Origin of the sequence: Roseibium sp. (genome assembly GCF_965232425.1) — a bacterium.
In the GTDB taxonomy this organism is placed as follows: domain Bacteria; phylum Pseudomonadota; class Alphaproteobacteria; order Rhizobiales; family Stappiaceae; genus Roseibium.
The window spans coordinates 5,615,104-5,638,200 of record NZ_OZ246971.1; the positions used below are offsets into that span (position 1 = coordinate 5,615,104).

21 protein-coding genes are annotated in these 23,097 nt (G+C 59.4%); 6 read left to right on the top strand and 15 right to left on the bottom strand.

The features are described 5' to 3' along the window. Positions 1-198 precede the first annotated feature (198 nt). The 10 genes from ACO08A_RS25655 to nagZ all read right to left on the bottom strand — a co-directional run bounded on the left by ACO08A_RS25655 (position 199) and on the right by nagZ (position 8,491). Positions 199-891, bottom strand: coding sequence for a protein-L-isoaspartate(D-aspartate) O-methyltransferase (locus ACO08A_RS25655; RefSeq protein WP_421982964.1), 693 nt, complete (start codon positions 889-891; stop codon positions 199-201). A gap of 20 nt (positions 892-911) precedes the next feature. Further along, the gene (gene surE / locus ACO08A_RS25660) at positions 912-1,670 is read right to left on the bottom strand and encodes a 5'/3'-nucleotidase SurE (protein ID WP_422038688.1); all 759 of its coding nucleotides are present in this window, start codon (positions 1,668-1,670) and stop codon (positions 912-914) included. 116 nt (positions 1,671-1,786) lie between these two features. Further along, the gene (gene serS / locus ACO08A_RS25665; RefSeq protein ID WP_422038689.1) at positions 1,787-3,067 is read right to left on the bottom strand and encodes a serine--tRNA ligase; all 1,281 of its coding nucleotides are present in this window, start codon (positions 3,065-3,067) and stop codon (positions 1,787-1,789) included. 72 nt (positions 3,068-3,139) lie between these two features. Next, the gene (tatC, locus tag ACO08A_RS25670; protein ID WP_421982961.1) at positions 3,140-3,940 is read right to left on the bottom strand and encodes a twin-arginine translocase subunit TatC; all 801 of its coding nucleotides are present in this window, start codon (positions 3,938-3,940) and stop codon (positions 3,140-3,142) included. After that, the gene (gene tatB, locus ACO08A_RS25675) at positions 3,937-4,395 is read right to left on the bottom strand and encodes a Sec-independent protein translocase protein TatB (RefSeq protein WP_422038690.1); all 459 of its coding nucleotides are present in this window, start codon (positions 4,393-4,395) and stop codon (positions 3,937-3,939) included. Before tatB ends, tatC begins: the two co-directional genes overlap by 4 nt. Positions 4,396-4,435: 40 nt before the next feature. Further along, complete coding sequence (locus ACO08A_RS25680) at positions 4,436-4,660, bottom strand: twin-arginine translocase TatA/TatE family subunit (protein ID WP_305985536.1); 225 nt, start codon at positions 4,658-4,660, stop codon at positions 4,436-4,438. Positions 4,661-4,793: 133 nt separating this feature from the next. Further along, entirely contained in the window at positions 4,794-5,933 is a 1,140-nt protein-coding gene (locus ACO08A_RS25685; RefSeq protein WP_422038691.1) for an ABC transporter ATP-binding protein, read from the bottom strand. After that, positions 5,933-6,631 carry an SMC-Scp complex subunit ScpB gene (gene scpB / locus ACO08A_RS25690; protein WP_422038692.1) on the bottom strand — a complete coding sequence of 233 codons (699 nt, stop codon included), beginning with the start codon at positions 6,629-6,631 and terminating at the stop codon, positions 5,933-5,935. The genes ACO08A_RS25685 and scpB overlap by 1 nt, the downstream gene beginning before the upstream one ends. Then, a complete protein-coding gene (locus tag ACO08A_RS25695) occupies positions 6,621-7,460 on the bottom strand; it encodes a segregation and condensation protein A (RefSeq protein WP_422038693.1) in 840 nt (279 codons plus the stop codon). The genes scpB and ACO08A_RS25695 overlap by 11 nt, the downstream gene beginning before the upstream one ends. An 11-nt stretch (positions 7,461-7,471) precedes the next feature. Continuing rightward, positions 7,472-8,491 (bottom strand): beta-N-acetylhexosaminidase, encoded by a 1,020-nt coding sequence (nagZ, locus tag ACO08A_RS25700; RefSeq protein WP_422038694.1) that lies wholly within the window; start codon positions 8,489-8,491, stop codon positions 7,472-7,474. Between the two features lie 120 nt (positions 8,492-8,611). Here nagZ and ACO08A_RS25705 point away from each other — a divergent pair, with 120 nt between their 5' ends. Further along, entirely contained in the window at positions 8,612-9,628 is a 1,017-nt protein-coding gene (locus tag ACO08A_RS25705) for an alpha/beta hydrolase (RefSeq protein WP_422038695.1), read from the top strand. Here ACO08A_RS25705 and ACO08A_RS25710 read toward each other — a convergent pair. Further along, on the bottom strand, positions 9,549-10,526 hold the full coding sequence (locus tag ACO08A_RS25710) for a DMT family transporter (protein ID WP_422038696.1): 978 nt from the start codon (positions 10,524-10,526) through the stop codon (positions 9,549-9,551). The genes ACO08A_RS25705 and ACO08A_RS25710 overlap by 80 nt on opposite strands. Before the next feature lie 132 nt (positions 10,527-10,658). Here ACO08A_RS25710 and ACO08A_RS25715 point away from each other — a divergent pair, with 132 nt between their 5' ends. Then, complete coding sequence (locus ACO08A_RS25715; RefSeq protein ID WP_422038697.1) at positions 10,659-11,573, top strand: LysR family transcriptional regulator; 915 nt, start codon at positions 10,659-10,661, stop codon at positions 11,571-11,573. Between the two features lie 61 nt (positions 11,574-11,634). Here the strand turns inward: ACO08A_RS25715 and ACO08A_RS25720 are convergent, their stop codons facing one another. The 3 genes from ACO08A_RS25720 to ACO08A_RS25730 all read right to left on the bottom strand — a co-directional run bounded on the left by ACO08A_RS25720 (position 11,635) and on the right by ACO08A_RS25730 (position 17,420). Further along, positions 11,635-13,962 (bottom strand): SPOR domain-containing protein, encoded by a 2,328-nt coding sequence (locus ACO08A_RS25720; protein ID WP_422038698.1) that lies wholly within the window; start codon positions 13,960-13,962, stop codon positions 11,635-11,637. Positions 13,963-14,334: 372 nt separating this feature from the next. Next, positions 14,335-16,104: an arginine--tRNA ligase gene (gene argS / locus ACO08A_RS25725; RefSeq protein WP_422038699.1), complete on the bottom strand. Its 1,770-nt coding sequence runs from the start codon at positions 16,102-16,104 to the stop codon at positions 14,335-14,337. A 98-nt stretch (positions 16,105-16,202) separates the two neighbouring features. Further along, positions 16,203-17,420, bottom strand: coding sequence for a deoxyguanosinetriphosphate triphosphohydrolase (locus tag ACO08A_RS25730; protein WP_422038700.1), 1,218 nt, complete (start codon positions 17,418-17,420; stop codon positions 16,203-16,205). Between the two features lie 145 nt (positions 17,421-17,565). Here ACO08A_RS25730 and erpA point away from each other — a divergent pair, with 145 nt between their 5' ends. From erpA to ACO08A_RS25745, 3 genes are all read left to right on the top strand, one after another. After that, complete coding sequence (gene erpA / locus ACO08A_RS25735; RefSeq protein WP_421982949.1) at positions 17,566-17,907, top strand: iron-sulfur cluster insertion protein ErpA; 342 nt, start codon at positions 17,566-17,568, stop codon at positions 17,905-17,907. Positions 17,908-17,973: 66 nt separating this feature from the next. Then, positions 17,974-18,756: an exodeoxyribonuclease III gene (gene xth / locus ACO08A_RS25740; RefSeq protein ID WP_422038701.1), complete on the top strand. Its 783-nt coding sequence runs from the start codon at positions 17,974-17,976 to the stop codon at positions 18,754-18,756. A gap of 199 nt (positions 18,757-18,955) precedes the next feature. Next, positions 18,956-19,297, top strand: a complete 342-nt coding sequence (locus ACO08A_RS25745) for a hypothetical protein (protein WP_422038702.1) — start codon at positions 18,956-18,958, stop codon at positions 19,295-19,297. 46 nt (positions 19,298-19,343) lie between these two features. Here ACO08A_RS25745 and ACO08A_RS25750 read toward each other — a convergent pair whose 3' ends face one another. Continuing rightward, positions 19,344-20,285 carry a tetratricopeptide repeat protein gene (locus ACO08A_RS25750; protein WP_422038703.1) on the bottom strand — a complete coding sequence of 314 codons (942 nt, stop codon included), beginning with the start codon at positions 20,283-20,285 and terminating at the stop codon, positions 19,344-19,346. A gap of 498 nt (positions 20,286-20,783) precedes the next feature. On the opposite strand from ACO08A_RS25750, the gene parE reads away from it, so the two are divergent. Further along, positions 20,784-22,829 carry a DNA topoisomerase IV subunit B gene (gene parE / locus ACO08A_RS25755; RefSeq protein WP_422038704.1) on the top strand — a complete coding sequence of 682 codons (2,046 nt, stop codon included), beginning with the start codon at positions 20,784-20,786 and terminating at the stop codon, positions 22,827-22,829. Positions 22,830-23,097: the final 268 nt, after the last annotated feature.

Consider the following 23,097-nt stretch of genomic DNA (forward strand, 5'->3'; position numbering starts at 1 on the left):
AATGGCTGTTATGGTTAAGAGTAAACGGCAGTAAGGTTTATAAAGACTAAAGATACGGGGCGAATACCATGAAATCGGCCTGTTTCCGTCGATTTTTCGTATGGAATACCTTTTCCATCTCGCGCAACATAGTAAATCGGCCGACGACTCACCCTCAGGGATTCGTCCGCCTGCCGTGCATTTCACGGAGATCCCGTTTCAAAGCGTCATTGCGATTCCTGGTTGCAGCATGACCGTTCTCACCGGCATCAGAGTGTCCGCCGTCATCACGCTCTCGGACTTTGTGAACCGGATCAGGGACTGCGGTTGCTTCGCCTGCCCGATCGGGGCGACCAGGATACCGCCCGGTTTGAGTTGCTGAACCCATTTGTCCGGGACGGCCGTGATCGCAGCCGTGACCACGATGCGGTCAAACGGGCCTTTCTGTTTCAGTCCGTCGAACCCGTCTGCCTGGGTGGCCGTGACATTGTCGAGTTTCAGGGCCGCGAAACGGCGGTTGGCGAGGTCAGTCAAGGTGGCGAAACGGTCGACGGTCTCGACCCTTTCCGCCAGATGCCCCATGACAGCAGACTGATAGCCTGATCCGGTTCCGATCTCGAGCAGCGAATGGTCCGGCGCGATATCCAGCGCCTGAACCGTGTAGGCGACCATGGACGGTGCCGACAGCGTCTGACCGCATTCGATCGGTAAGGTGACGTCCTCATAGGCCAGGCCATGATGGCGGGCGGGAAGAAACAGGCGCCTCGGCACACGTTCAATCGCCGTCAGGACATTTCGGGCACCGACACCGCGCTGTCTCAGCGTCAGGACAAGCGCGGCACGTGCTTCCGCTTCGTCCGGCAATGCCGTCGATTGCCTTGCCCCATCGTCGCCGGGCGGGAGACCGGCCATGCACAACTCCCTTCGCGGGCTTATTTCAGCGCATCATTCAAATGACCAACCAGATCGTGCGCCGTCAGATCTATGCGTAGCGGGGAAACGGACACATATCCATCGGCAATTGCCTGCAGGTCCGAATTATCAAATACGGATTTGCCCCTTTCGCGAAACCGGAGCCAATAATAGGGGTAACCGCGACCGTCCTGGCGCTCGTCGATGGTCAGCCCGCTTTGTTCGTGATGCCCCTGAACCGTGACCCTTGTGCCCTTCACGGCGTCAGGCGCGCATGCGGGGAAATTGACGTTGAGCAGGCTGTAGGGCGGCAGTTCGAACTCGATGAGTTTCGCGAACAACTCCGGCGCATGGGTCTCCGCGACGGCGAAATTCGGTTCTGCCCTGACATCCCAGTCATAGGCCTGCGATACGGCGATAGACCGAATACCGAGGATGGCCCCTTCCATCGCCCCGGCCACCGTTCCGGAATAGGTGACGTCTTCTGCAATGTTCTGTCCGCGGTTGATGCCGGACAGAACAAGGTCGGGCTTACCTTTCAGAACGTTGTGTACGCCCATGATCACGCAATCCGTCGGTGTGCCCCTGACGGCGAAATGCCGCTCATCAAGCGCGCGCAGCCTCAGCGGATCGCTCAGCGTCAGCGAATGCGCAACGCCGCTCTGATCGGTCTCAGGTGCAATGACCCAGACGTCGTCCGACAGCGTGCGGGCGATGCGTTCCAGGGCCGTAAGTCCCGGCGAGTGAATTCCATCATCGTTCGTGATCAGGATACGCATGCGGAAGTGTCCCCCTCCGGAATGAGAAAACCAAACGCGGGCCGAGGGCGCCTGGCGCAATGAAAGGTTCACGGGCGGCAAGTCAGTTCGCTTGCTGCCCGTTCGGGTCTATTCACTCAGCCGATCGTTTCCAGACCACCCATATAGGGCCGCAGAACGTCCGGTACCGTGACCGTTCCGTCGCCATTCTGGTAGTTTTCCAGAACCGCGATCAGCGCCCGGCCGACGGCAATGCCGGAGCCATTCAAGGTGTGAACGTGCAGCGGTTGCTTGCTGTCCGCCGGTCTGAAGCGCGCATTCATGCGCCTTGCCTGAAAATCGCCGCAGACAGAGCAGGACGAAATTTCGCGATAGGCATCCTGCCCCGGCAACCAGACTTCGATGTCGTAGGTCTTGCGCGCGCCGAAGCCCATGTCTCCCGTGCACAAGGTCATGACCCGGTAATGGAGCCCGAGCTTCTGCAGCACCTTCTCCGCGCATTGGAGCATGCGGTCCAGTTCGTCCAGGGAGGTATCCGGCGTCGTCACCGAAACCAGTTCGCATTTCTGGAACTGGTGCTGGCGCAGCATGCCGCGCGTGTCGCGTCCAGCAGACCCGGCTTCGGACCTGAAACAGTAGGTCAGCGCCGTCACGCGAAGCGGCAGGCTGTCTTCAGGAACGATTTCGCCGGCGACCAGGTTCGTCAGCGGCACTTCCGCAGTCGGGATCAGATAGTGATCCGTGGTCGTCTTGAAGAGATCCTCTTCGAACTTGGGCAGCTGGCTTGTTCCGAAGAGCGGCGCGTCATTTACGAGAAGCGGCGGCGACACTTCCGTGTAGCCATGCTCCTCGGTATGCAGGTCGATCATGAACTGACCGAGAGCCCGCTCCAGGCGCGCGATCTGGCCCTTCAGCACGACAAAGCGCGAGCCCGACAGCTTTGCAGCTGCCGCGAAATCAATGTCGCCGAGCGCTTCACCGAGTTCAAAATGCTCCCTTGGAGCCTCGTTGAACCGGAAGGCCGGCTTTTCACCGTGGGTTCTCAAAAGGGCGTTGTCGTTTTCGTCCTTCCCCGCCGGCACGTCGTCATGCGGCAGGTTCGGAATGACCGCCATCGCGGCTTCCAAGTCGCCGACCAACCGGCGTTCTTCTTCTTCGCCGGACTGAATGAAGGCCTTGATCTGGGCAACTTCGTCAATCAGTTCCTGCGCACGCGCGTCATCGCCAGAGCCCTTCGCCTTGCCGATTTCCTTGGACGCAGCGTTGCGCCGTTCCTGTGCTTCCTGAAGCTTGGTGATGTGAGAGCGGCGGGAATCATCCAGTGCAATCAGTCGGGCCGAAGACGCTTCGAAGCCGCGTCTGGCCAGAGCCTGGTCAAAACTGTCCGGGTTTTCCCGTATCCACTTTATGTCAAACATCTTCGCTTCCCGAATGACGGTCGTTGTTCAAAAACTCCGTCCGGGAGACCAAAAAACGCTGACTGAAAAGGATCAGGCTGTTGCGTCTTCCGCTTCGCGTTCAGCTTCCCGCTGCGCGCGCTGGCGTTCTATCAGCCTCACGGACAGAATGGAGACTTCGTAGAGAAGCAAAGTGGGGAGCGCAAGACCGATCTGCGAGATCGGATCAGGGGGTGTCAGAATTGCAGCCGCTGCGAAGGCTCCGACAATTGCATATTTGCGCTTCTTTTTGAGATCTTCGCAACTGACGAGCCCTGCCCGTCCCATCAGGGTAAGGACCACCGGCAGCTGGAAAACCAATCCGAAGGCGAAAATCAGGATCATGATGAGCCCGAGATACTCGCTCACCTTCGCCAGGTGCTGAATCGCAACCTGACCTTCGCCGGGAAGCTGCTCCTGGGACAGGAAGAACCCCATCGCCATCGGCATGACGAGGAAATAAACGAGGCACGCGCCGATCAGGAAGAGAATCGGGGTCGCGATCAGGAACGGCAGAAACGCACCGCGTTCATGCTTGTAGAGGCCGGGAGCCACAAACATGTAGATCTGGCTGGCGATCACCGGAAAGGCCAGGAACAGCGCGCCGAACAAGGCGAGTTTCAACTGGGTGAAGAACCATTCCTGCGGCGCGGTGAAGATCATCTCCACCGGATGTCCCTCGCCGACGGCGCGCAGATAGGGGATCGTCAGGATGTTGTAGATGTCGGTCGCAAAATAGAAACAGACGACGAACATCACCAGGATGGCGCCGATGGACCACATCAGCCGCTGGCGCAGTTCAATCAGATGTTCGATCAAGGGCGCCTTCGAGGCGTCGATATCATCCTGGCTCATGCCTTAACATCTTCCGTCGCCGGTGCCTTGGCCGGCGTGTTGGCGGTATCGGCCTTCGCGGCTGCCGGGCCTGAGTCAGCTTTGGCGGTGCCAGCTTCGGCCGGGGGAGCGGGAGCGGCTTCCGTCGCCGGTTCCTTCTCGGCTGACGCCGGTTTGGTCGTCATCGGCCTGGATGCTTTTTGCGCCGCATCTTCCTCGATCGACTTCTTCAGATCACCGAGCGGATTGAAGTTGGCCGCGTCTTCGACCTGCTTTTTCATGTCGGCAATGTCGGCCTGCTGCTCGGCTTCGCGCAAGGCATCATTGAACGTCGACTGGAACTCACGCGACATGCGCCGCATCTTTCCCAGTGTCTGCCCAAGCGTGCGCAACATGCGCGGCAGGTCTTTTGGCCCTACAACGATGATTGCAATACACGCAATCACCATGAGCTCGGTCCAGCCGATATCGAACATGAGAACTCTCGTCCCTTAAGGAGACGCGATGCAGATTAGATCAGCTCGCCTTGGTCTGATCTTCAGCTTTCGCAGACGGAGCCGCGTCGCCGGCCTGATGATCGATGGTCTTCGGAGCATCGGCGGTGTCGTCTTCGGCCATGCCTTTTTTGAAGCTTTTGATTCCCTTGGCAACATCACCCATAAGCTCGGAAATCTTGCCACGTCCGAAAAGCAGAACCACCACCACTGCGATGATCAAGATCTGCCAAATACTAATGCCCATACGCCAAACTCCTGATAAACGGCTTTAAAGCCCTTCGGCCCTTTTACAAAAACGGCCCTCTCCCTGCAACATACACCTGAAGAACATTTTTCGCCGTTAGACAGATTGATGACACCCAGGGCAGTCTCTTCACCTAGACTTGGGACTCCTTGCGGGAAAAAACAAGCACGTCTTTCGGATCAGTATCAACCGCAACGTCCATTCCCGCTTCCCAGTCGCTTCCGGCACGGACCCTTGCCTGCACAGGATGATCGAGACCATCGATCGCAACGGACAACAGATCGACCTCGCCGACGAATCTTTTCGACGTGATCCGGCCGGGCACACCGCACAGCCCCGCCTTGTTCAGGCATATCCCCTGCGGGCGGATGCAGACGTCGACGCGCTCACCGCTTTCGCAATTCTCGATTTTCAAAAGTCCAAGCGCAGTTTCAACACCCGTAGCCGTTACTTTTCCATCGATCTGGTTCAGTTCGGAAAAGAAACGGGCCGCAAACAGGTCGACCGGCTTGTTGTAGAGTTCGGCGGCCGTGCCATGCTGCACCAGCCGCCCCTGCCGCATGAGCGCAATCTTGTCGCCCATGCGCATCGCCTCTTCCGGATCGTGGGTGACGATGATGCAGGTTGCGCGTGTTTCCCGAATCACGGCGAGCGTCTGATCCCGCACACTGTCCCTCAAGCGCTTGTCGAGGCCGGAGAACGGTTCATCCATCAGGAGGATGCCCGGCCGCGGAACGAGTGCGCGGGCCAGCGCAACCCGCTGCTGCTCACCGCCTGACAAGGCGTGCGGGTAGTCCGCGGCGTAGTCCGCAAGACCGACCCGGCCAAGCGCAGCAAAGGCAGCGGCCTGCGCCTCCGTCTTCGACAGTCCCGTCAGCCCGAACATGACATTTGCCAGAATGCTCATATGCGGAAACAGCGCGTAGTCCTGGAACATCAGGCCAACGCCGCGTTTTTCCGGCGGCAGGAACACCGTGTCGCCCGCGATTTCGCGTCCGTTGATCAGGACCTTGCCCTGGCTTTGCCGTTCAACGCCGGCAGCGATCCGCATCAAGGTCGTCTTGCCGCAGCCCGAGTGGCCCAGAAGACAGAGAATCTCACCGGGCGCGACCGAGAGACTCAGATGCCTGACGGAGGGCACACCATCATAGTCATGGGAGATGTCTTCAAAGACGAGACCGGCCGCAATGGTGGCACCGGCCGTTCCGGGCGCTCCCCAGTTCAGCGAATGTCCGTTTCCGCTGGAAAATTGCGGCTTGTCTTCCTGTGGCATCAAGCTCCGGCGGTCTCTTCCGCGTCGTCATCAAAGAAAGACCCGTCTTCTAAAGGATCTTCGTCTTCCGTCAATGCCACTTCGTCGTTTGGTGTCGGGACAACAAACGAGGCGGGAACCGCACTGTCGAGCAAACCGGCGCCTTTCAGCTCCTCGAGCCCGGGCAGATCCTTGACGTTTTCAAGCCCGAAATGAACCAGGAACTGTTCCGTCGTTCCGTAGGTCACCGGCCGTCCCGGTGTGCGCCGGCGGCCCCGCATCCTGATCCAGGTTGTTTCAAGCAGGACGTCAAGCGTGCCCTTGGACGTCGAAACGCCCCTGATCTCCTCGATTTCCGCGCGTGTCACCGGCTGATGATAGGCAATGATTGCAAGGGTCTCGAGCGCGGCCCGCGACAGCTTGCGCTGTTCCTCGACATTGCGGTGCATCAGATACGAGAGATCCTCGGCGGTCCGGAAACACCACTTGCCGGCAAGGCGCACCAGGTTGACACCGCGTGGTTCGTAAAGTTTCTGCAGCCGCTCCAGCAGCGCAAGCACATCCGTTCCCTCGGGCACGCGAAGGGTCAGTTCTTCGAGCGAAAGCGGCTCATTGGAGGCAAACAGCAAGGCCTCGACCATCCGCTGGCCGGCAAGATCGGCATGGAGGTCTTCTCCAGAGTGTCCGACGAGATCCGGCTGCCCGTCCTCAGACGTCATGCGCGTCTTCCTTCACGATGGAGCGGATATAGACCGGCGAGAACGCTTCGCCCTGGCGGATCTCGACCTGGCCCTCGCGCACCATTTCCAGGCTTGCGGAAAAGGTGCTCGCAACGATCGTCGCCCAGTCCTTGTTGTCGTAGAGATAGTCCCGCAGGTAGGCGTTCAAGGGCGCCCATTCACTGACGCGGCCGACCAGCCTGGTAAGGAGTTCCCGCGCCTCCTGCAGCGACCAGACCGTCCGTTTCAGAACCCTGACCGACGTGACCGACTGCCTCTGCCGCTGGATGGCATAGGCCGAGAGCAGGTCATAGATGGAAGCATCCCAGATGCTCTTCTGCTGCACCGACATGGTCTCGGGGTCGCCGCGATGGAAGACGTCCCGCCCCTGCCGGTTCAGGTTCATCAGTTTTTCAGAGACCTCACGCATCGCTTCCAGCCGCCGCAGCCTGAATGCGAGAGCTGCCGCCAGTTCTTCACCGGTCGGTTCGTCCTCGTCCTTTTGCTCCGGCAGAAGCAGCTTCGATTTCAGGAAGGCAAGCCATGCCGCCATGACAAGATAGTCGGCCGCCAGCTCCAGACGCATCCGCCGCGCCTCGGCGACAAAGGTCAGGTACTGTTCGACGAGTTGCAGAATTGAGATTTTCGCAAGGTCGACCTTCTGCGTGCGCGCCATGCCGAGCAGAAGGTCCAGGGGGCCTTCGAACCCCTCGACATCCACGACCAGCTGCGGTTCGGAGATCGCACGTTCTTCCTCGGCACCGACAGTGCTCAGCAGGTCGTAAGACCCGTCGTCTGAAATCTGCCTATGCGTTTCCAGTTCAGCCATTCAATCTCCGGTCAGGCCGTGGTCAACCCGGTGATGTCACGAAACTCATCCCGGGCCGCGGCCAAATCAAAGCCGGGTTCGGGCGATTTCAAGCCGTCCAGCGCCGTTGCACATCGCTGCGCTGATACACCGGACAGGTCCGGCACTGCCTCGGCGACGGCAATCATCTCGCTCATCTCGCCGTTGCAATGCAGGACGATGTCGCATCCTGCCGCTATGATCTTCCGCGATCTCTCGACGTAGTCACCTCCAAGCGCCTTCATCGAGATATCGTCACTCATCAGACAGCCTTCAAATCCGATTTCCCCGCGGATCACATCCTGGATGACCTTCGCACTCTGCGTTCCGGCAGTCTCCGGGTCGATCGCATTGTAAATGATATGGGCAGTCATTCCCAATGACACGCCCGAAAGTGCCTTGAAGGGGCGGAAATCCACGCTTTTCAGCGCGGAAATGTCCGCATTGACACGCGGCAGCTCCAGATGACTGTCCACCTGCGCGCGACCATGACCCGGAATATGCTTGATCACCGGCAGGACACCCCCGGCGACAGCACCGTCGATCATGGCCTGGCCAAGACGCGTGACGACGTCCGGATCGCCGGAAAGCGATCGATCACCGATTGCATCAACGGTGTCCGGAAACCGCACATCCAGGCAGGGCAGACAATCGATCGTAATGCCGACCTCGATCAGATCCGACGCGATCAGCCGCGCCCCAAGCCACGCGGCGCGCTCGCCCTTTCCGGGATCCGACAGGAAGAGGTCGCCATAGAGCTTCGGCGCCGGATATTTGGGCCAGTTCGGCGGCTTCATCCTCTGGACACGGCCGCCTTCCTGGTCAACAAGAACGGGAGCGTCCGGCCTTCCGACAACCTCTCGAAACGCAGATGTCAGCGCGCGAAGCTGATCCTGCGATTCCACGTTGCGGGCAAACAGGATCAGGCCCCAGGGATCGGCTTCCCTGAAGAACGCGATTTCATCCTGGGTGAGTGTCACTCCGGCGCAGCCGGACACAAAAGCCTTGGTCATGTTCCCGGCTTAAACGCCGCCCCATAACGCGTCAAGAAACCGAGAGCTTCCTCTTGCGTCCATCCCCTGAACTTGCAATCTAGGCAGTCAATTGCTCACTCAGTCAGGATTGGAGACCCCATGCGCGCACGACTAGACATTCCGGCCGGCACGCTCCACAGGGTCTCCCACCGGTCCGAAATTCTGGGTCAGAACCGGCTTGGCGACACGGCAACCCGCGAAATCGTTGTTTACGTGCCGCACGGGCACGATGGCGCAGGGTTGCCGCTTCTGGTCGACATTGTCGGTTTCACCGCGGGGGGGCCTGCACATGTCAATTGGAAGAATTTCGGTGAAAACGTTCCGGAACGGCTGGATCGGCTGATCCATGACGGTGAACTGCCGCCGGTTGTCGTCGCGTTCCCGGACTGCTTCACCCGGCTTGGCGGCAACCAGTATATCGACAGCCATGTCATGGGCCCCTGGGCAACCTGGCTGACAACGGAAATGCTGGAAGATGTCGAGGGACGCTTCAAATGCGGTGGCCCCGGGTTGCGGGCGCTGTTTGGCAAGTCCTCGGGGGGCTACGGCTCCATCGTGCATGCAATGAAGCACTCTGACGTCTGGTCGGCGGCTGCGTGTCATTCCGGCGATATGGCGTTCGAACTGTGCTACCTGCCCGAGATGCCGAACGCCGTGCGGGCGATTGCCAAGGCCGGATCGATCGAAGCCTTCGTCACCGGCTTCGAGCAGGGGCCGAAATACCCCGGAAATGCGCTGCATGACCTGATGACGCTCGCAATGGCGGCGACCTATGACCCGGATCCGGATCCCGAGGTGTTTTGCGGCATCAGGCTACCCGTTGACATGGAGACCTGTGAAATCATCCAGGAACGCTGGCAAGCCTGGCTGTCCTGGGATCCGGTCGAGATGATCGACAGCCATGTTCCGGCGCTGAAGTCGCTGAAGGGCCTGTGGATCGATTGCGGTTCCGTCGATCAGTACAATCTCGTTTACGGCGCAAGACGTTTGCGCAGAAAACTCGAGGCACACGGCGTCGACTGCGTCTACGAGGAGTTCAACGACAACCATTCCTCGATCGACTACCGGCTGGATGTGAGCCTTCCATTCCTCGCCAAGAAGCTGCTGGGTGACTGACCGGGCGTCCAATGGTCAGGACCAGGCCGCCCAGGACGATGAGGCCGGCACCAACCGCAGCAATCGGCGAAGGAACTTCGCCCCAGACAAAGTATGCGAACGCGGCGGCCAGAACGACGGAACTGTAATAAATCGGCGCCAGCGTTGCGGCACCGGCGCGCCGGTAGGCGGAAATGTTGAGTGACTGGCCGATAATGGCGACCGGTCCGAGCCACGCAAATGCCCAGAGACTGGACATCGGTACCTGCTGCTCGCGAATGATCCAGAGAACCGGTATCGTCAGCAGTACCGCGGCGAAGATGTTGACATAAGCCAGGATCGTGACGGTGTTTTCGCGCTGCGCGATATAGCGCATAATCAGCGCTTCGCAGGCCATGAAGACAGCCGCCATCAGTGCCGCGACGACACCGTCCAGAGCGAGCGCATTCAGGCCCTCATTGCCGCTCACGGACCTGACGACAAGATAGGCACCGATCGCACACAAGCCACCGGAGAGCCAATGACGGCCGGTGATCAGTTCCTTCAATACAAGTCCGGCCAGCGCGATCGCAATGATGCCCTTGGTCAGGCCTATGGCAGTCGCGTCTGCAAGCGGCAGAATGCTCGCTGCGTAGATGGAGCAGGCCAGGCCACCGATGCCGCAGAAAGCACGCATCAGATGCAGCTTCCAGAGCGGACTTACCCTCGAAAAGAGCGGCACCCGCCGAATGGTTCCGTACCCGACGATCGTAACAGTGCCCCCGAGAAACCGGAGCCAGACCAGAACGACCACCGGCAGAAGGCCGTCGGCGATCTTCCCGGCCGCGAAGACGGGGGTGAATGCCGCCATGCCCATCAGTGCAAGACCGTAAGCAAGGGCGGTATTTTCACGGCGCATGTAGTCGGAATTTGGCGGCATCTTGTCTCCAGCCTCTTGAAGGCCCGATCCTTAGCAGCAATAGGTCGAGACGTTCAGCCTTCAATTCATCATGCCGGCCATGCATAAACGCATGGATTTGAACATCTGCGTGTAGTTATGTATAAGTTGATCATGAACTGGGATGACCTCAAACTGATCAACGCGGCCGCGCGCATGCGCTCGCTCTCCGGAGCGGCAAAGGCGCTCAAGTTGAGCCAGCCGCAACTGAGCCGCCGCCTCAAGGCGTTCGAGGACAAGGTGGGCGCCCGACTGTTTGACCGGACGCCGACCGGACTCAAACCGACCGAGGCCGGTCTGCGGCTCATTCCTCTTGCCGAGGAGATGCGCAAGAGCGCGGACGCGGCCAACCGGGTTTTGCCGGACCTTTCGGGATCCGCATTGAAAGTGGTTCGCGTCGCTGTCGACGAAGTGCGCGCCAGGATCCTCACCGACTGTTTCGCGGACCTCTGCGCGCTGATGCCGGGGGTTGAGCTGGAGATCATTTCCAGCCATCTGCATGCGGATCATCAGTCGCGCGGCATTGAGCTGCAGATCAGGAATTGCCTACCAGAGACAGACACGCTTATCTCGCGGAAAGTCGGCAATGTTGCTTACGGCGTCTTCGGTTCCCGACAATATGTGGAGGAAAATCCGGACATCCTGCACGATCTGAGGTGTGCCGAATGCGACTGGCTCGGATTTGCGCCCGACGATCTCTGGTACCCGGCACAGGCCCGCTGGATGGAGGCCCGGAACATCAGCAGACCCCGGATGCGCACCAACACGATGACGACACTCATGAACATGACGGCCGCCGGACAGGGACTGGCTCTGCTGCCGGTTTTCATGGGAGACAGCCATCCGTCGCTTGTCGGGATTACGGGCCCTCTCGCGGAACTGACCAACCCCGAGCACATCATCGTTCACCGGGATGTGCGGCGTGAACCTGCTGTCCAGACCGCAATGAACGCGATTGCACGTGTTTACAGGCTCATGGGGCCACGCCTGACGGGGACGGTCCACGATGTGAGGCAGGCTGCGGAATAGTCCGGTAAAAGGCGCGACCTTGCAATCGCGCCTGCACGGCTTGCCGGTTTAGGGTTCGATCCTAGGGCTGACGCCGCACGAAGCAGTCGCCACCCGCCCCCTTCAGGCTTTCACAAAGCGAATTGGCTTCGCTTCGCGACCCGGTCGGGATGCGCGCACGGTAGAAGACACCGCGATCGCCCAGGTCGGCGGAAACAATGACCGCATTGCGGTTTCCAAGTACCCCGGGATAGCTTCTCTGCAGCCCGGCATACGCGTCACGTGCCGCTGCTGCGGAGCGCTGCGAGGTGACCTGAACAATATAGGTGCCGGACGGTATTGACCCGCCTGTCGATGCCGCAGGCTGGCTTTGGGCGGTGCCCGTGTTGGCGAGGTTCAACGGTCCGTTCTGGCGCTGCGCCGTCGGCGGCGCGGTCTGAGCCGCGGGTGCGGCCTGTCCGACGGGAGCTGCTGCGACCTGAACCGGGGCCTGCGGCTTTTTGCGCGGAACGACCGTCGGGACCGGTGCTGCCGGTGCCTGCGCCTCGGTCTCCGCCTGAACGGGCTCGTCCGTTTGGGTCACGATTTCAGGAACGGCAGGCGCTGCAGGTTCGACAGGAACGGGCGCGGCCGTTTCTTCCGCCTGCGGCTGTACGGGGACCGTCTCCGGCACCGGGGTTTCTTGCGTCTGAGGGGCAACCACGATGGGTTCGGTCTGTACGGGAACGGCGTTCACCGTCTCCGTGGCGACGATCTGAGGCGTTTCAGCCGTGACCGCGGGTGCGGTTATCTCCGGTGCCTGCGGCGTCGGAGTTTCCGCAGTTGTCGGTGCGCTTATGACCGGCGCTTCATCGCCGGAAACGATGGTGCCGTCGGGGCGGACGATCACGGTACGGACCTGTTTCGGCGTGCCGGGCGCAAGTTCCGAGTTGCCGTCCGAGGCCGCCGGAGCCGGAGGCAGTTCGACGGGTTGAGGCGTTTCGGGAATATTCAGGCGCTCAGGGACGCTCTCCCCGGTGCTCTGGAGACGATCCGTAATCTTGGTCGATGATTGCCCGGCAGCATTGGACTGGCTCTGCTCGGGGAATATCTTCAAAGGCTCCTGCAGGCCGCTGATCACCGGTGGTGGGCCGCTCGGCACCTGAACGGAATTCCCGTCGTAGAGGAAGAAACCCGCGCCACCGAGCGCGGCCACGCCGACGACACCCAGGGCCGCATAAAGGCCCCGTCGCGACCTTCCGGTCGATTGGTCCGCTGCCACACGCTCGGTTTCCGGATGCGGCGGAAGCACCCCGGCTCCGCTCAGGCTCGGATCACTCTCCTGCATCGCCCGCGCAACGGCATCGAGATCATAGCCTTCCGGCGGCGGCGGTGTGTCGTCTTCACGATCCTCAACATCCGGCACGGCATTGGCGGCTTCAGGCCACGCCATTTCGTCGATGTCATCCGCAGTGGCGATCGGTTCCGGCTCAGGCTCGGGTGCCTCTGGTTCGGCAACAACCGGTGCACGGTTTTCGCGCTCGGGAAAATCAAGATCGGCAAAAAGGGCATCTATGCCGGCCGGACTCTCCCGATCCTGGCGCGCATGCGGCAGGCCGGAGGCAGATGAATGCGCTGAATTCGTCGTGTTCAGCGCGGAAAACAGTTCGTTTTCGTCGATAGCCGGTCTGCGGACATCGTCTGCACTCTCCAGATGCGGCCTTGCCGGAGCGACTTGCGACACCGCGGAAAATTCCGGGCTCCCGGTTCCCACCCCTGTTTGACCGATCCTGTTCGTCAGATCCGGTTCGAGATAGGAGGACGGTGCATCGGCGAGCGGTTGCCGCGGCGCGCTTTCTTCAGACCACTGGGGCACCTCGACCCTGGCAGCCGGCTCGGCGGTGAAGGTCGCGGGAACCTCGTGATCCACCACGGCTTCGGTGATGTCTGCAAATGCATCCGTCGAAGCGGCCTCTTCCGTTGGCGCGGCAGCCGGCTTTGCAACTTCTTCGTCGACCGATTGACGGAGCGCGCCGATCAACTCGTCCTCGAGCTCAGCGGTCAGGCTTTGCTCGATGTCCATTGCGACGTTGGGAGCAAGCGGCGCGGCCACGTTTTGATCACTTCTCGCAAAGCCGCCTGCCAGGTCGCCGGCGGCTTCAGTCCGATACCCGGTCGGTTCAACGAGCGGTTCACGGACAGGTTCGACATCAACGTCCGGCACAGGCGATCCGGGCACTGCAACGGCGGCAGGCACATCAGCCTGTGGATTGTCGAGCCTGGGCCACAAAGGCGAAACGTTTTCGGCGCGTTCACCACCGTGCTGCTGCGTATCGAGCGGCGGAATATCAGCCGCAGGCAGCGTCGATTCGCTGCCGGTACGCGCAAAAAACTGGTTCCGGATCTCACCGACAATCGGTGCCGGATGCATGTCCGGTCCCAGCGGCGGCGCGCCCGTATTACCCGGTCTGAAGGCCGTATTGGGGAACGACGGCTCAACGCGCTGAGGCCCGGATTGCGGTTTGTCAGCGACATCGTCCGCAAAATCATCAAGCCCCGCAAAGTAGTCTGTACTGCCAACGCGACCGCTGCTCACATTTGCACCCAATTGATTGTTTTTGTGGACGATTCTTGCCAATTCGAGAAGTGGATCATCCATAGCCGGACGATCCGTGTCTGCCGCTTCGGGCGACCCGTGCAAATCCGATTTCTCATTTTCGTAATCATTGGCCATGAGCTTTACGAAAACCGGTCCCGTTCTACTTGGCATCCTCTACTTTGCCGTAGAGGATGATGTACTAAGTTAGCGCATTTCTTCGGGGGCATTTACCCCCAAGATCGACAACCCAGCCCCAAGTACCAAAGATATTGCACGAACCAATGCAAGACGTGCCAGGGTTAATTTCGGGTTACCAGTCTGAATAAACTTTAAATGCGGCGAATCATAGCCTCTGGTGTAATGCCTGCTCAAAGTTGTTGCCAACTCGTACAGATAAAACGCGATTCGATGCGGTTCATGAGTATTGGCCGAGACATTTACAACCTTCGGCCACTCCGCAACCTTGGCCATGAGTTCGAGTTCGCCGGGATCGTCCAGCAACGCCAGATCGGCTCTTTCCAGGTCGACGTCCCCAATACTCATGCCAGGAAATTCCTCCTGCGCCTTTCTCAGGTTGGATCTCAACCTCGCATGGGAGTACTGAACGTAATAGACCGGGTTGTCCTTCGTCTCATCCGTGACTTTTTTGAAGTCAAAGTCGAGCGGGGCGTCATTCTTGCGATAGAGCATCATGAACCGGACGGGATCCGGTCCGACTTCCTCGACGACTTCCCTCAGCGTGATGAAATCACCGGAGCGTTTCGACATCTTCACCGGCTCACCGTCGCGCATCAGCTTGACGAGCTGGCAGAACCTGACAACCACATCGGTCTTGCCGTCGGAAACCGCCTTTCCAACCGCCTGCAAGCGCTTTGCATAACCACTGTGGTCTGCGCCCAGGACATATATCGTCTCATCGAAACCACGTTCGAACTTGTCCTGAAAGTAAGCGACGTCTGCGGCGAAGTATGTGTAGGACCCGTCCGACTTCTTCAGGGCACGGTCAGTGTCATCGCCGAAATCGCTCGCGCGGAACAGGGTCTGTTCCCGGTCTTCCCAGTCCTCCGGAACCTGTCCCTTGGGCGGCGGCAGCGTTCCCTGGTAGATGAGCCCCTTGGTGCGCAATCCGTCGAGCATGATGTCGATCCTGGAACCGTTCGCGCCCGACCTTTCATGCAGCGTTCTCTCCGAAAAGAAAACCTCGTGTTCGACACCGAGCGCGGCAAGGTCTTCGCGTATCAGGTCCAGCATCGCGGCGATCGCGGCTTCCTTGACGAGCGGAAGCCATTCGCTTTCCGATTTTTCCAGCAGCGTGTCGCCGAATTCGTTCTTCAGGCGCTCACCGACCGGCTTGAGATAGTCGCCGGGATAAAGACCGGGCGGGATCTCGCCTATGTCCTCGCCGAGTGCCTCGCGATAGCGAAGAAAGGCACTGCGCGCGAGCGTATCGATCTGCGATCCGGCATCGTTGATATAGTATTCCTTGGTCACGTCATTGCCGGCGAATTGCAGCAAATTGGCAAGCGCGTCGCCAACGACCGCCCCCCGGATATGGCCGACATGCATAGGCCCGGTCGGATTGGCCGACACATATTCGACATTCACCTTCGGTGCCGGATCCTGAACGATCGCGCCGTAGCGGTCGCCGGCCTGAAGGACGCCCTTCAGGACACCCTGCCACACCGCAGGCGCAACGCGCATATTGATGAAGCCCGGCCCCGCAATCGTCGTTTCGGTGACATCGGGGTCTTCGTCGAGTTTCCTTGTGAGCTGTTCTGCGAGGTCTCTCGGCTTGATGCCAAGGGGCTTTGCCAGAACCATCGCGGCATTGGTCGCCAGGTCGCCATGCGCTGGGTCTCTCGGCGCTTCGACGACCACGCGAGAAAGATCAGGCGCATCTCCATTTGCGTTTTTCAAGTCAAGGCTTTGGAGTGCATTTTTCACGCGTTGAGTGAAGTCAGCAAAGATATTCATTTCGCACCGATCGAGCTTGGTCCTGGAAGCACAAAACACCCCGGCGCAGCGAAGGACATCATCCTCGGCGCAACAGGGTGGTCAAGTCGACCAAGCGCCTACCCTAATTCCGGTGTGTCGTCAAACAGTCTGCGGTGCTCGTCAATGGCGTACCGGTCGGTCATGCCCGCGATATAGTCGCAGATGCGGCGTGCAATCCCGGCATCGTTCAATCCTTCCAGGCCCTCGCTCCACGGCTTCGGCATCAGACCAGGGTCGGACCGGAACTTGTCGAACAGGTCCTTCACGATCCTTGCAACGATCCTGCGCACCGCCAGAACGTCCTCGTGCCGGTAAACGCGCGCGAACAAGAAGCGTTTCACTTCCTTTTCGGCCGGCGCCATCGTATCGGAAAAGCCGATCAGACACTTGCCCGCTGCTCTTATGTCCGATGCGTTTCCGGGTGCCGTTTCGGCGAGGTTGGCAAGGGAATGGCGGATGACGTCCTCCACCATCCTTGTTATCGAACGTCTGACGATCTCATGTATGCGGCGCCCTTCCTCCAAACCCGGATACCGAGTGTCGACTTCCTTCAGTATGTCGGCAAGGAACGGAACCGACTGCATGTCCTCGACGGCAAAAAGCCCGGCCCTGAGGCCATCGTCGAGATCGTGCGCATCATACGCAATGTCATCCGCGATGGCGGCCGCCTGGGCTTCACCGCCGGGCCAGGTGTTGAGGAGAAGGTCCTGCTTTTCGGCATATTGCCGGATCGCGAAGGGAAGCTCTCCATGCCTGAACTTGCCGAGCGGCGTTCCGTCGTCCGAAACAAGGGGACCGTTGTGCTTGACGAGACCCTCAAGCGTTTCCCACGCAAGGTTCAGGCCGTCAAAATCGGCATATCTGTGTTCCAGGCTCGTCACCACACGCAGCGACTGCGCATTGTGATCAAAGCCCTCATAGGGTGCCATGCACTCGTGCATGACATCCTCGCCCTCATGGCCGAACGGGGTGTGCCCGAGGTCGTGGGCCAGCGCCAGGCATTCCGCGAGGTCTTCATCGAGACGCAGCGCCCTGGCCAGAGAGCGCGCGATCTGAGCGACCTCGATGGTGTGGGTCAGGCGCGTGCGGTAGTGATCGCCCTCGTGATAGACGAACACCTGGGTCTTGTGTTTCAGCCTTCGAAAGGCCGAGGAGTGTATGATCCTGTCACGGTCGCGCTGGAATGGCGTCCGGGTCGGGCTCTCGGCCTCGGCGAACAGCCGCCCCCTGCTCGCTGCCGGGTTTTCCGCATAGATGGCGCGCGACTGCGCTCCGTAGCCAATATCCGTGTTCATCTGCGACCCGTCACCGTTCAATGCTGCTTCACCCAGTCTTATCGCGCGCCGCAGATTGACGCGAGCGCATTCAAAACTTACTTATCTGAATAAGTCAGGTTTCCTGCTCTTGGCCACTTACAAGAGCACAGCGAGTCGGCAGAAGATGACCGAAACACTTGAAAATCGAGTAACAGTGAGCGATCGCGCTGCCAAGCGCATTGCCAAGATTTTGTCCGGCGAGCCCGCGGGAAGCATGCTTCGGGTCAGTGTCGAAGGCGGCGGCTGCTCCGGTCTGCAATACAAATATGACGTCGTCGATCGCTCGGAAGACGATGATCTGGTCATTGAGAAGACAGGGGCGACCGTGTTGGTCGATTCCGTGTCGCTTCAGTACATGGGCGGATCGGAGATCGATTTCGTCGATGATCTCATCGGTCAATCGTTTCAGATCAACAACCCGAATGCCACTGCCGGCTGCGGATGCGGCACCAGCTTCACGATCTGAATCGGGCACTCTTCCTTTTCAAGCCGGATTGCCCGGCAAGTACTCCAGCACAGGACATACGGGCGGATGCGGATTGCCACCTGGAACATCAATGGCGTCAAGGCGCGCATCGACACGGTTCTTGAATGGTTGAAGGAGACGTCTCCGGACATTGCCTGTCTTCAGGAAATCAAGTCGGTCGACGAAAATTTCCCGCGCCAGCCCTTCGAGGATCTGGGCTACAACGTGGAAACCCACGGCCAGAAGGGCTTCAATGGTGTTGCGCTGCTTTCCAAGAAGCCGCTCGAGGATGTCATGCGGCGGCTCCCCGGGGATGACAGCGACGAACAGGCCCGGTTCATCGAAGCGTCGGTTTCGACGGATTTGGGCGCAGTTCGATTCGGATGCCTTTACCTGCCGAACGGAAATCCGATGGGCAGCGAGAAGTTTCCCTACAAGATCGGCTGGATGGATCGTTTGATTGCGCATGCGGAAGACCGGCTGCGCGATGAGAACGCCTATATCCTCCTGGGCGATTTCAACGTAATTCCGGATCCAATCGACGCCAGGAACCCGCAGAACTGGCTCGACGATGCCCTCTTTCAACCTGAAAGCAGGCAACGTTTCAGAACCCTCACCAACCTGGGCCTGACAGAAGCCGTGCGCGCCTGCACCGAAGCACCGGAAACCTACACATTCTGGGACTATCAGGCGGGTGCATGGCAAAAAAACAACGGCATCAGGATCGACCACATCCTGCTGTCTCCGCAGGCGGCTGACCGGATGTCCGGCTGCGGCATCGACAAGCACGTGCGCGGTTGGGAAAAGCCATCCGATCACGTGCCGGTGTGGGTTCAGCTGGCCGCGTAAGGCAGCGTTTCCGCGCAACACTTGCGTTGCCCTTGCGGCGTGTCCGTAATTCTTGAAATTATTACAAATCGCCTGGAGTACTTGCGGTCAAACCTCTGCGTGGTACTCTTTTCGCAATGGGATAACTCTTCGCCACTTCTCGCCTGCACCGGCAAAAAGCAGGCACCATTGCAGTCCGGGATCACGCCTGGCAAATGCTTTGCCGCTTGCCAGGGCGTCGAAACTGTCAGCGTTGCTGGCCGGTTTCGGTGTGGTTTTCCTGAGCACTCTCGCGCATGCTCAGAACATCAGCTGCACATGCAGGTACAAGGGGTCCGACTACGGTGTCGGGGAATCCATCTGTCTCAAGAGCCCGAACGGGATGAAGATGGCGACCTGTTCCATGGTCCTGAACAACACGTCGTGGAAATTCACCAACGCACCCTGCCCGCTTTCAATGCTGCCGCTGGAATACGATAAGAACCTGACAGGCGACGTCATTGATCCCCGGGATGGAACCACGTCCGAAAGGATCGATGGTGCGCGCGAGGAACTGGGCTGATACGCCCGATTGATCCGGGCGCGGTCTTCACTCCAATTTCATTGAATTACTGGGTTTTGAGCTGCTGCGCGGTCAGCATGTCCGGACGGTTCTGCTGGATCCAGCCATCGGCGAGCGAACGTGCCTTTTCCCGAACGGGTTCCGGGGATACCGCGAAATACTGCTCGTGCATTGCGTTGATCCAGACGGCGTCCGCGCCGTCCGCCTGCTCCCTGGCAACGGTGAGCCACATGAGGCCACGCGCTTTTTTCTTCTCGGAGGTGCCGATCGTGTAGAGCGTTTCACCCAGTCTCGCCTGCGCCCCCACATGGCCTTTCAGGGCAGCGAGATTGTACCACCGCACGGCCATGCGATGATTGTTGTCCTGGTACATGCGTCCCAATTGGTACTGGGCATCGGCGTCACCGAAATAGGACGCTGCATGCGTGAAAATCTGGCGTGCACGCAGTTCGTTCTTCGGAACGGATCCTTCGATGCCATCAAGGTAGTAAGAGCCGAGTGCAACGAACGCGCTGGACACGAACGGTGCGTCGGGCGCACTCGGACTGTCATCGCCATGTTCACGCACGATCTGGCTGTAATACTGGAATGCCTTCAGGTCGTCTTCCTGAACGCCATCCCCCTTGGCATACATCTCGCCAAGCTTCCAGGCGGCCATCGGCTGTCCGTTTTCGGCAGCGTATTGCAGCGAACTGAGCGCGCCTGCCTTGTCGCCCGAATAGTATTGCCGCGCGCCTGCACGCAAGGCTTCCGAAGGCGACAGGGTTTCACCGCCAATCGTCACGTCGGAACTGGATTGACCGTCGAATGCGGCTGCCGCACCGCCCAGTCCAAGGCACAGCGCAGCGCACAGCAGGCCTTGTCTTCCAATGCCCTTAAGCAGTGGAAACCAGCCGCGCCCACAAGACTCGAGATAACCGCCAAGCCGAAGTCGAGCGGCAGGCCGTTCGTTCTCGACGGCTTTTAATGTTGTTCGCGCCTCGCGCATTTCCTGTCTCTTCGTTCCGCCCTCATGCCCGGACGGTTTCTTTTTGAGGTGTCCAAACTGGCCAAGCAATTCGGCTTAAGTTTGGCCATTGTTGGCTCAAATAAGACGATTTGCGGGTTTCTTCCGTTAGCGATTGCTCAAAGAACAATGCATGCATCGTTTTCCGGACAACCGAACTTAGCGTAACGGTTGCTGCCCAAACATGGCTGAACATGGGCAACTTTGATTTTCCAGGCTCACAACCGTGACTCTGTCGAGGAGTGTTGCCGAAACAGCACATTTACAGGATGCTCCCCAGGTCCTTCGTTGCCAGATAAACACAAGCGGGTTGATGATCGGTTTCCACCGGCCAAAATCGATCGTCTCTGTTGAAAACGGGGGCTTTGGGGCAAAATCCTTTGCCGTTCTGCATTTGTCCTTCAAACTTGTTCGTGATTCGGTGTAGGTATCGACATGGACCCGACACCGTTCGGAATGTGACCCTTCAGGCGAGACGGAATGAGCGCAAAAGACGATTTATTTGCCGGCAATGCGGCGAGAGCGACGACCATCGGCGACACCAGCCCGAAAACCGCGCCCGCAAAAAAGCGCCCAATCGCTGCCGTTCCAAACCCGGAAGACTATTCAGCGGCCGACATCGAGGTTCTCGAGGGCCTTGAACCGGTCAGGCGCCGGCCGGGCATGTATATCGGCGGAACCGACGAAAAAGCCCTGCATCACCTCTTCGCCGAAGTCATCGACAACTCCATGGACGAAGCCGTTGCCGGACACGCAACCTGGATCGATGTGACGCTTTCGGCGGATGGTTCTCTCACGATCGTCGACAACGGGCGCGGCATCCCCGTTGATCCGCACCCCAAGTTCAAGGACAAATCCGCCCTTGAAGTAATCATGACGACGCTTCACGCGGGCGGAAAGTTTGACAGCAAGGTCTACGAGACGTCCGGCGGTCTGCACGGTGTTGGTGTTTCGGTGGTGAACGCGCTTTCCGAAGAACTTGTCGTCGAGGTTGCGCGCAGCCGGAAGCTCTATCGCCAGACATTCCGCCAGGGGCACCCACAAGGGGCGCTCGAGATGGTCGGGGACACGCAAAACAGGCGCGGCACGCTTGTGCGCTTCAGACCGGACGAAGAAATTTTCGGCAAAAATGCAAGGTTCAAACCCGCCCGTCTTCTCAAGATGGCACGCTCGAAGGCGTATCTGTTCGGCGGCGTCGAGATCAGGTGGCACTGTGATCCCGACCTGATCGACGGCAAGGAAGCAACACCTGCGGAAGCCGTGTTCCACTTCCCGGGCGGCCTGAAGGATTTTCTGGCCGAGCGCCTCACGAGTGAACGCCGCGTGGTCGATGAAATCTTTGCCGGCCGGACAGACAAGACGGGAAAACACGGCTCTGTCGAATGGGCCGTGAACTGGTTCGCCGGCGATGGCTTCGTCAATTCCTACTGCAACACCGTGCCCACGCCTGAAGGCGGAACGCATGAAGCCGGGTTTCGCTATGCGCTGCTGCGCGGCCTGAAGGCCTATGGCGAACTCACGAACAACAAGAAAGCCAGCATCATCACCGGCGACGACGTGATGACCTCTGCCGGCGGCATGCTGTCGGTGTTCATCCGCGAACCCGAATTTGTCGGACAGACAAAAGACAAGCTCGCCACCAATGAAGCAACGCGCGTGACCGAAGCCGCGGTGCGCGATGCGTTCGATCACTGGTTGACCGCGTCCCCGAACCAGGCGAACAAGTTGCTTGAGTGGGTGATCGACCGCGCCGACGAGCGCCTGAGGCGCCGGCAGGAAAAGGACGTTGCGCGCAAATCCGCGGTGCGGAAACTGCGTCTGCCCGGCAAGCTCGCCGACTGCTCGGCCAATCAGGCGGACGGAACGGAGCTTTTCATCGTGGAGGGCGACTCGGCCGGCGGCTCAGCGAAGCAGGCACGCAACCGCTCGAACCAGGCCGTCCTGCCCCTGCGCGGCAAGATCCTTAATGTCGCCAACGCGGGACGGGACAAGCTGGTTGCCAACCAGCAACTGGCGGACCTGATCCAGGCGCTCGGCTGCGGAACACGGTCACAGTACCGGGATGCGGACCTTCGCTACGAGAAGATCGTGATCATGACGGATGCGGATGTCGACGGTGCGCACATCGCATCCCTGCTGATCACCTTCTTCTACCGCGAAATGCCTGAACTCATACGCAGCGGCCACCTGTTCCTCGCCGTCCCGCCCCTCTATCGCCTGAGCCAGGGCGGCAAGACGCTTTATGCGCGCGATGATGCGCACAAGGATGAACTGCTGGAGACAGCCTTCAAGGGAAAGTTGAAGGTTGAAATCGGCCGGTTCAAGGGCCTGGGCGAAATGTTGCCGGCGCAGCTCAAGGAAACCACGATGGATCCCTCGAAACGCTCGATGCTGAAGGTTGCGGTGGACGAGATGGATATCGGAACGACAAACGATACGGTTGAAAGACTCATGGGCAACAAGCCTGAAGCGCGCTTCCGCTTCATTCAGGAGAACGCCGAATTCGCCGATGACCTCGACATCTAGATGACCAGAGCCTGTTGCGTTTGCGTCATGTGAAACGAACGTGTTGTTCCATAAGGTTTTTCACAGAATTTGGGACGTTCCCGGCACGATTGGCGTGGATTTTTTGTTGCAAAAACAGGCAATCATTTTGCAAATTATTGCGGCAGGTGAAGGCACCGCGAAGCAGAAAAACAAGTGCAGCTGCCCCCACTATTAACTCAGTTGAAAATTATTGCTCAGAAATACTCGATTTTCTTGGAAATTTACCTCAATGGCGCATTGACACCGG

Coding starts and splice junctions, on each gene's coding strand:
- ACO08A_RS25655 (WP_421982964.1), bottom strand. CDS start 891: ATGGCCGGTCTCCCGCCCGGCGACGATGGGGCAAGGCAATCGACGGCA.
- surE (WP_422038688.1), bottom strand. CDS start 1,670: ATGCGTATCCTGATCACGAACGATGATGGAATTCACTCGCCGGGACTT.
- serS (WP_422038689.1), bottom strand. CDS start 3,067: ATGTTTGACATAAAGTGGATACGGGAAAACCCGGACAGTTTTGACCAG.
- tatC (WP_421982961.1), bottom strand. CDS start 3,940: ATGAGCCAGGATGATATCGACGCCTCGAAGGCGCCCTTGATCGAACAT.
- tatB (WP_422038690.1), bottom strand. CDS start 4,395: ATGTTCGATATCGGCTGGACCGAGCTCATGGTGATTGCGTGTATTGCA.
- ACO08A_RS25680 (WP_305985536.1), bottom strand. CDS start 4,660: ATGGGCATTAGTATTTGGCAGATCTTGATCATCGCAGTGGTGGTGGTT.
- ACO08A_RS25685 (WP_422038691.1), bottom strand. CDS start 5,933: ATGCCACAGGAAGACAAGCCGCAATTTTCCAGCGGAAACGGACATTCG.
- scpB (WP_422038692.1), bottom strand. CDS start 6,631: ATGACGTCTGAGGACGGGCAGCCGGATCTCGTCGGACACTCTGGAGAA.
- ACO08A_RS25695 (WP_422038693.1), bottom strand. CDS start 7,460: ATGGCTGAACTGGAAACGCATAGGCAGATTTCAGACGACGGGTCTTAC.
- nagZ (WP_422038694.1), bottom strand. CDS start 8,491: ATGACCAAGGCTTTTGTGTCCGGCTGCGCCGGAGTGACACTCACCCAG.
- ACO08A_RS25705 (WP_422038695.1), top strand. CDS start 8,612: ATGCGCGCACGACTAGACATTCCGGCCGGCACGCTCCACAGGGTCTCC.
- ACO08A_RS25710 (WP_422038696.1), bottom strand. CDS start 10,526: ATGCCGCCAAATTCCGACTACATGCGCCGTGAAAATACCGCCCTTGCT.
- ACO08A_RS25715 (WP_422038697.1), top strand. CDS start 10,659: ATGAACTGGGATGACCTCAAACTGATCAACGCGGCCGCGCGCATGCGC.
- ACO08A_RS25720 (WP_422038698.1), bottom strand. CDS start 13,962: ATGCATCCGGCACCGATTGTCGGTGAGATCCGGAACCAGTTTTTTGCG.
- argS (WP_422038699.1), bottom strand. CDS start 16,104: ATGAATATCTTTGCTGACTTCACTCAACGCGTGAAAAATGCACTCCAA.
- ACO08A_RS25730 (WP_422038700.1), bottom strand. CDS start 17,420: ATGAACACGGATATTGGCTACGGAGCGCAGTCGCGCGCCATCTATGCG.
- erpA (WP_421982949.1), top strand. CDS start 17,566: ATGACCGAAACACTTGAAAATCGAGTAACAGTGAGCGATCGCGCTGCC.
- xth (WP_422038701.1), top strand. CDS start 17,974: ATGCGGATTGCCACCTGGAACATCAATGGCGTCAAGGCGCGCATCGAC.
- ACO08A_RS25750 (WP_422038703.1), bottom strand. CDS start 20,285: ATGCGCGAGGCGCGAACAACATTAAAAGCCGTCGAGAACGAACGGCCT.
- parE (WP_422038704.1), top strand. CDS start 20,784: ATGAGCGCAAAAGACGATTTATTTGCCGGCAATGCGGCGAGAGCGACG.